The organism is Nocardia sp. NPDC004604, from assembly GCF_040609795.1.
Taxonomy (GTDB): domain Bacteria; phylum Actinomycetota; class Actinomycetes; order Mycobacteriales; family Mycobacteriaceae; genus Nocardia.
Genome location: NZ_JBEXLC010000247.1, coordinates 1 through 7,460, shown reverse-complemented (window position 1 = coordinate 7,460; position 7,460 = coordinate 1). Strand labels below are relative to the sequence as shown.

Here is a 7,460-nt window from a genome sequence, read left to right as displayed (position 1 = left end):
GGTGCGCTTCCACATCCCGCGTTGAGCACGGGCTCGGCGTCGTCAGCGCAGTAGCTTGCCGCCGACGACCACAACGACGCCGAGGACGACGAGCAGGACGAACGCGGCGAATCCGCCGAGCAGCCACCACACGACGCCGAGCGCCAGTACGAACGGTGCCACCGCGATGGCGGTGATCACCGGGCTTTCCTTGACCGTGGCCCAGGCCGCGCGGCCCCTGATCCGGTCGATGTCCTTACCTGGCATGTCACCAGGGTAGGTGCGAAAACCAGTTCTCGCCGTCGAGCCGGTGGAATGCTCAGCGGATGGATTGGAAAATCGAACTGGTCGCCATTCCGGTGACCGACGTGGACCGCGCGAAGGATTTCTACACCAAGATCGGCTTCAATGCCGATCACGACCACCGGGTCAATGAGAGCCTGCGCTTCGTCCAACTGACCCCACCCGGCTCCGGCTGCTCCATCTGCATCGGCGAGGGCATCACCGACGCCGCACCCGGCAGCGTCGTAGGCATGCAGATGGTCGTCGCGAGCGCCGAGGACGCATACCAACAGCTGGTCACGGCAGGTGTGGAGGCGACCCCCGTGAAGGATATGGGCTGGGGCCTGTTCACCTTCTTCGCCGATCCCGACGGGAACAAGTGGGCGGTACAGGAGTTGCCCAAGCGCGACTGAGTCCGAGACATCGGCCCACGTCGGTCATCGCCGCGCAGCAGCTGCGCGGCGATGACCATATTCGAGCTCCGATGGCCCATGCAAGGTACGCAGGCGGCCGCGAGCGGTTCCGAATTTCGGCAGAATTGAGACTTGCTTGGAGTGCACTCCAGGTTATTAACGTCGTTGGTGTTCATCGAGAAGGGCGAGTGCAGTGGGTGGAGCCGTAGGTCAGGTTGTCGGTGATCAGCAGGCCGTCGATATCGATCGGGAGAAGCCGCAGTATTCGATCGGCGAGGCGGCCGATCGGTCCGGGCTCAGCCGCGACACGTTGCGCTGGTACGAGCGGATCGGGTTGATGAACTACATCGGGCGCGATCACGCCGGAAAGCGCCGGTTCAGCAATCGCGATCTGGAGTGGTTGGCATTGATCGGCCGGCTGCGCGCCACCGGTATGTCGGTGGCGGACATGGTCCGCTACGCCGAATTGGTGCGGGAGGGGGAATCCACCGTGCCCGAGCGGCTGCAGATGTTCCGCAATACCCGCGCCGAGGTGCTCGCCAAGATCGACGAACTTCGCCAGACGGTGGCCGTGCTGGATTACAAGATCGACCTGTACGAGGGCAAGACCTCCGCCGTCAAACCGGCCGCACTCACACAACCATGCGAAGGGACCAGGATATGAATGCTGCACCGCGTAGCGATTCCACGGGGGGTGGCGGCCGGGTGACGGGTGGGCAGCTTCCCACCACAGCCTTGGGCGCCAGCGGCATCCAGGTGGGCGCACAGGGCCTGGGCTGCATGGGAATCAGCGATTTCTACGGCCCCTCGGACCTGACCGAATCGCGGGCGACCCTCGATCGCGCACTGGAACTCGGCGTCACGCTGTTCGACACGGCCGATATCTACGGCTCGGGCCACAACGAGGAATTCCTCAGCGATTTCGTGCGGGCCAACCGCGACCGGGTGGTACTCGCCACCAAGTTCGGCATTATCCGCAAGGCCGACGATCCCACCTACCGCGGCATCGAGAACTCCCCCGAATACATCCGCAAAGCGGTCGATGCCAGCCTGGCCCGTCTCGGCATCGACACCATCGACCTGTACTACATGCACCGTCGCGATCCAGCAGTCCCGATCGAGGAATCGGTCGCTGCGATGGCCGAACTCGTCGCGCAGGGCAAGGTTCGGGCGCTGGGCCTATCCGAGGTGACCGGCAACGAACTGCGCGCGGCCCATGCGGTGCATCCGATCGCGGCCGTGCAGTCCGAATGGTCGCTGTTCTCCCGGGACGTCGAGCGCAGCGTGGTACCCACCGCCGCCGAACTCGGCGTCACCTTCGTTCCGTACTCGCCGCTGGGTCGCGGATTCCTCACCGGATCCTTCACCGCGGCGAGCGAATTGGCCGATGGCAAGGACTTCCGGCACCTGCAGCCGCGCTACTCCGGCGATAACGCGGCACACAATGCCGAACTGCTCGCGCCGCTGCGTGCCATCGCGGACGCCCGCGGCATCTCGCTCGCCCAGGTGGCATTGGCGTGGGTGCACGCCCAGGCGGGTGTCCGCGGACTGGCGGTGGTCCCGATTCCGGGCACCCGCAGCCGCACCCGGCTCGCCGACAACATTGCCGCCGCCACCATTTGGCTAACCGCCGAGGAGTTGGCCACGCTGGAACCGATCGCCGACAAGGTGGCCGGAGACCGGTACACGGATATGTCCTTCACCTCCGTCGGCCGGGAATGACCGCGCGCAGTGCACGCACAGCAGATCAGGAGTAATCGGTGTCCACACTGACCCTCAATGTCCGGTTCACCGCCAAGCCCGGTCACGAGACCGAGTTGCGCGAGACGCTGGAGGATATGGTCACGCCGACGCTCGCCGAACCAGGTTGTCTGGCCTATGAGCTGTACCTGCACCCGAGCGATCCGAGCCGCGTGGTGCTGCTCGAGGAGTGGGTCGACGAGGCGGCGCTCGCGGCACATTTCGAAACGCCGCATCTGAAGGAGTGCGCCGCCACATTGGCGGAGATCCTGCTCGAGCCGTTGCAGGTCCGGCGGTTCAACGACGTCGGCTGAGCCAGCACGGCACACGATCGCAGCACGGCGATCCGGACCGCAGTCCGGGCACATCGCCGTGCTGCTCTACTATCCGGACCTATGGAGTACCCAGACGGGCGTGTGTTCATGGATAAGCAGACCCCGGAAGCGTTTCGAGCGCTGAACACCGTGGCCAGCACGGTCCGCGCGGCGGGCGCCGCGGCCGGACTCGACCGCAAGCTCATCGAATTGATCAACGTGCGCGTCTCGCAGATCAACGGCTGCGCCTATTGCCTCGACGTGCACCATCGCGCGGCCGTCGCGGCCGGGGCCACCGACCGCGAACTCGCCGTGCTGCCCGCATGGGACCGCACCGAGCTGTACACACCGCAGGAACGGGCCGCGCTGGCACTGGCCGAACTCACCACCACATTGCCGGATGAGGCGACGATGGACCGTGAGTACGCTCGGGCCCGAGAGCATTTATCCGATGATCAGGTCTCGGCGATCCTCTGGATCGCCACCACGATCGGCGCGTTCAACCGGGTGTCGATCCTCAGCAAGCACCCGGTGCGCCCACGGAAGGAGAAGCCGACCATGACCGAACCGACGCCCGAGAGCAAGGTCGTCCGCAATGACGAGAAGAGCCGCTATGAGGTGTTCTTCGATGGCGAGCTGGCCGGGTTCAGCGAATACGAGGAGCGCGATGACGAGACGGTGTTCATCCACACCGAGATCGATGGCGGGTTCTCCGGTAAGGGCCTCGGCAGCATCCTGGCCAAGAACGCGGTCGAGGATGTGATCGCCCGCGGCCGGGTGATCCGGCCGCTGTGCCCGTTCATCAAGGCCTACCTCGAGAAGCATCCGCAGTACGACGCACATGTGGTCGGCAAGGGCGTCACCCGATGAGTGATCTCGAGCTGCGTCCGGAGGAGGCGGTCTGCGAGGCGTCGCCGGCTCCCGGACCGGTCGCGGAGTTCTATCCGGCGCGCGAGGTCCCACTCGGCGGTGTGCGCGGCGTCTACGTGGAACGCGTACTGCCGCAACGTGATCTGCCGACTGTCGGCGCCTGGTGCTTCCTCGACCATTTCGGCTCGCCAACAGTCACCAAGACGGGTGCGTCGCCGGATATCGACCCGCATCCGCATATCGGACTGCAGACAGTGACCTGGCCGTTCGACGGACGGATCCGCCATCGCGATTCGGTCGGCTCCGATGTGGAAATCGAACCGGGTCAGCTGAACCTGATGACCTCCGGCCGCGGCATCGCGCATTCCGAGTACGGCGTCGCCGGTGCGCACGCCGGGCACGGGCTGCAGCTGTGGATCGCATTGCCCAGCGACAGCCTCGGCATCGATCCGCATTTCGAGCAGCATCGCGACCTGCCGGTCTACCAGGGGGCAGGAGTGCAGGCCATCGTGCTGATCGGCACCTTCGCCGGACTCACCTCACCCGCCAAGGCCTATACGCCGATCGTCGGGGCGGATGTGCGGATCGAGCCCGGCACCGACACCACCATCACCCTCGATCCCGATTTCGAGCACGCACTCATGGTGATCGACGGCGACCTCACCGCCGCCGACACCGAAATCGCCGCCGGCCCACTGCTCTATCTGGGCACCGGACGCGACGAACTGCGACTCAGCAGCACCGAGGGCGCCCACTTCGCGCTGATCGGTGGCGAACCGTTCGGCGAAGAACTGGTGATGTGGTGGAACTTCGTCGGCCGCAGCCATGAGGACATCGTCGCGGCCCGAAATGATTGGGAGAAGCACGATCTCGACCGTTTCGCCGATATCGCGGGCCACACTCCGGAACAGCGCATCCCGGCTCCGCCGTTGCCTGGTCTGCATCTGAAGCCGCGCAAGCGTCGAATCGGCCAGGCCAGAACCTGAATCCGAGGCGCCGCCGTGCCGCCTCGGTGAAATCACCGGGCGTGACCCTCTTCTGATGTCGATCACAAAACGGTATCTTCGTCGGCAGCCAGAACGGACATTTCCACTCGGGTGGCGCGACGGGAAGAGCACGATGAGGATCTCCACTATTACCGCGACGGCACTGCTGGCGCTGGCGACCACCACGATCGGAGCCAGTGTCGTGCACGCGGAACCCGCACCGCCCGTGGCGAATTCGACCGCCGACGCACCACTCGACCTGCAAGGCGTATTCCAGCAGATCGGCTACCACGTCACGGCAGCCGAGAACCGTCATGCCGTAGTGACCACCGTTTCGGAGGGTCGCTGGGATCTGGTCCGGGAGAACAAGGTCGTCTCGCTGACCGATCACAACGGGCAGGTCGTCGCCGCGCTGCCGACCGCGCTGAATATCGGCGGACACCGGATCAATCTGGCTCCGGTCATCGATGAGGCGGGTACGCGGCTGTCGCTGACGCCCATCAGCAAGTCGGATGAGCCGGTGCGCGATGTCAGCGCCCAGGAGCGCTTCTTCGGTCAGATCGAGAAGTCGATGCCGCAGGTCCTGACCGGTGCGGCCATCGGTGCGGCCATCGGGTTCGTACTCGGCTTCCCCCTCGGCCTGTTCGTCGTCGACTTCGTCACCGTTCCGATCACCACGGTGGTAGGTGGCGTTATCGGCGCGTTCGCCGGTCTGTCGACCGGCGGTGGTGAGCCCGCGGTCCAGGCCGCGATGGACTACTTCAACGTCAATCCCTGAACGCCATCGTGGGCGGGGAGCAGGTGCTGCGTGCCGATCACCCGCAGCAGATCCAGCTTCTCCGCCGCATCGGTACCCGGACGGGGCAGGTAGACGAGTAGTCGCTGGGCCTCGTTCGGGGTGAGCAGGGTTTCGCAGATGGTATCGATCAGACCGACCTCGGGATGCAGGATCCGCTTGGTGTCGGAGATCCGCACCGCCACTTCGTGTTCGTTCCAGAACCGCTCGAATTCCGCACTCGCGGAACGCAATCGGCTCACGAATTCGGTGACATCGGCGTCGCGGGAACGACGTGCAGCGGTCGCACGCAGGTCCGCGACATGCTTGCGGCCCAGCCGATCCCAATCCTCCGGCGGGAAGATGGCCCGCGACGACGGGTCGGTGAACCAGCGCCAGGCGTAGAACCGATCCCAGCCGCGCCGATTCGCGTGGTCACCGACCAGCAGCGTATGCATCCGGTTCTGTACCAAGACCTCGCCGAGGTCGGTGATAACGGTGGCCGCGGTGTCGTCGAGCTTCGCCAGCACATGCATGATCCCGGGACCGACGTGCTTATCCGCGAGCTCACGCCCGGGCGCGGCGTGGTCGCACAGGTGGTAGAGATGGTCGCGTTCGTCATTGCTGAAGCGCAGCGCCCGCGCCAGCGCGGCGAGCACCTGCGTGGACGGCCGCGGGCCACGGGACTGTTCCAACCGGGTGTAGTAATCGGTCGACATGCCCGCGAGCAGGGCGACCTCGTCCCGGCGCAGGCCGGGGGTGCGCCGGCGGACCCCCGGCGGCAGCCCGACATCGGCTGGCGTCAGCTGTTCGCGGCGCCTGCGCAGGAAATCGGCGAGTTCGGATCGGTCCATGTCACTACTGTCCCGCAATACCCGGCGCCGAGCCAGGGATCGCCGATCCCCCGATAGGCGATCTCTGCCGCACCCCTTTCCCAGGGGGCAGGCTTGATGCCATGACGACATCGAAGATCACCACCGACACCGAACTCGGCAAAACCGGCCCTGCGGTCAGCCGCATCGGACTCGGCGCCATGGGCATGTCCGGCGTGTACGGCGCCGCCGATGACACCGAATCGCTCGCGACCATCCACGCCGCTCTGGACTCCGGCGCCAACCTCATCGACACCGGCGACTTCTACGGCGCGGGCCATAACGAAATGCTGATCGGCCGGGCCATCGCCGAACGTCCGCGTGAGGATGTAGTGCTCAGTGTGAAGTTCGGCGCGCTGCGCGGACCGGGTGGCACCTGGGGCGGCACCGACAACCGCCCCGTCGCACTGCGCAACTTCCTCATCTACAGCCTGCAGCGCCTCGGCGTCGACTACATCGACATCTACCGACCCGCGCGCCTGGACCCGAATGTGCCGATCGAGGACACCATCGGCGCCATGGCCGAACTCGTCGAGGCGGGCTACATCCGGCACATCGGACTGTCCGAGGTCGGTGTGGAGACCATCCGCCGGGCCGCGGCTGTGCATCCGATCGCGGATCTGCAGATCGAATACTCGTTGATCTCGCGCGGTATCGAGGCCGAAATCCTGCCCGTGGTACGGGAACTCGGCATCGCGATCACCGCGTATGGCGTGCTGTCACGCGGCCTGCTGAGCGATTCGGTGCGCCAGGGCACTACCTTCGCCCCCACCGACTTCCGTGCGCACAGCCCGCGCTTCCAGGGTGAGAATCTCGACCAGAACCTCAAATTGGTCGAGGCGCTCGCGAATATCGCCGCGACGAAGGATGTTTCGATCGCACAGCTGGCCATCGCCTGGGTACTGACCCGGGGCGCGGATATCGTGCCGATCCTCGGCGCGCGCACCCGCGAACGCTGGGCAGAATCCGTAGACGCACTGGATATCCAGCTCAGCGTCGAGGAACTGGCGAGCATCGAGGCCGCGGTGCCCGCGGATCGGATCGCGGGTGAGCGCTATGCGGCCGCGCAGATGACGTTGCTGGACAGCGAGCGCTGATCGGGCCGGGAGGGCGGCCGGCCGCCCCCCCCCCGAACCCCGGGGCCCGAGGGGCGGGGAGATAGGGAGAGCGGCGGGGGGGGGAAGAGGGGTTTAAGAACAGTGTTGAAATCGGGGGGGGGGGGGGGAGTA

Annotated in this window: 10 protein-coding genes; 8 read left to right on the top strand and 2 right to left on the bottom strand. The window is 65.9% G+C overall.

The genetic code is table 11. The features are described 5' to 3' along the window. Positions 1-42: 42 nt before the first annotated feature. On the bottom strand, positions 43-246 hold the full coding sequence (locus tag ABZW16_RS42170; RefSeq protein ID WP_354961774.1) for a hypothetical protein: 204 nt from the start codon (positions 244-246) through the stop codon (positions 43-45). Between the two features lie 59 nt (positions 247-305). On the opposite strand from ABZW16_RS42170, the gene ABZW16_RS42165 reads away from it, so the two are divergent. The 7 genes from ABZW16_RS42165 (at position 306) to ABZW16_RS42135 (ending at position 5,362) form a co-directional block, all read left to right on the top strand. Beyond that, complete coding sequence (locus ABZW16_RS42165; RefSeq protein ID WP_354961773.1) at positions 306-674, top strand: glyoxalase superfamily protein; 369 nt, start codon at positions 306-308, stop codon at positions 672-674. Between the two features lie 193 nt (positions 675-867). Further along, a complete protein-coding gene (locus ABZW16_RS42160; RefSeq protein WP_354961772.1) occupies positions 868-1,338 on the top strand; it encodes a MerR family transcriptional regulator in 471 nt (156 codons plus the stop codon). Then, positions 1,335-2,396, top strand: coding sequence for an aldo/keto reductase (locus ABZW16_RS42155; protein WP_354961771.1), 1,062 nt, complete (start codon positions 1,335-1,337; stop codon positions 2,394-2,396). Before ABZW16_RS42160 ends, ABZW16_RS42155 begins: the two co-directional genes overlap by 4 nt. Positions 2,397-2,434: 38 nt before the next feature. Further along, positions 2,435-2,728, top strand: coding sequence for a putative quinol monooxygenase (locus ABZW16_RS42150; protein ID WP_354961770.1), 294 nt, complete (start codon positions 2,435-2,437; stop codon positions 2,726-2,728). 81 nt (positions 2,729-2,809) lie between these two features. Continuing rightward, positions 2,810-3,598, top strand: coding sequence for an N-acetyltransferase (locus ABZW16_RS42145; RefSeq protein WP_354961769.1), 789 nt, complete (start codon positions 2,810-2,812; stop codon positions 3,596-3,598). Next, positions 3,595-4,584: a pirin family protein gene (locus ABZW16_RS42140; protein WP_354961768.1), complete on the top strand. Its 990-nt coding sequence runs from the start codon at positions 3,595-3,597 to the stop codon at positions 4,582-4,584. The genes ABZW16_RS42145 and ABZW16_RS42140 overlap by 4 nt, the downstream gene beginning before the upstream one ends. A 133-nt stretch (positions 4,585-4,717) precedes the next feature. Beyond that, complete coding sequence (locus ABZW16_RS42135) at positions 4,718-5,362, top strand: hypothetical protein (RefSeq protein ID WP_354961767.1); 645 nt, start codon at positions 4,718-4,720, stop codon at positions 5,360-5,362. On the opposite strand, the gene ABZW16_RS42130 is transcribed toward ABZW16_RS42135, so the two are convergent. After that, positions 5,341-6,213 carry a helix-turn-helix transcriptional regulator gene (locus ABZW16_RS42130; RefSeq protein ID WP_354961766.1) on the bottom strand — a complete coding sequence of 291 codons (873 nt, stop codon included), beginning with the start codon at positions 6,211-6,213 and terminating at the stop codon, positions 5,341-5,343. The genes ABZW16_RS42135 and ABZW16_RS42130 overlap by 22 nt on opposite strands. 101 nt (positions 6,214-6,314) lie before the next feature. Here ABZW16_RS42130 and ABZW16_RS42125 point away from each other — a divergent pair, with 101 nt between their 5' ends. After that, a complete protein-coding gene (locus tag ABZW16_RS42125) occupies positions 6,315-7,328 on the top strand; it encodes an aldo/keto reductase (RefSeq protein WP_354961765.1) in 1,014 nt (337 codons plus the stop codon). The last annotated feature ends 132 nt before the right edge of the window (positions 7,329-7,460 follow it).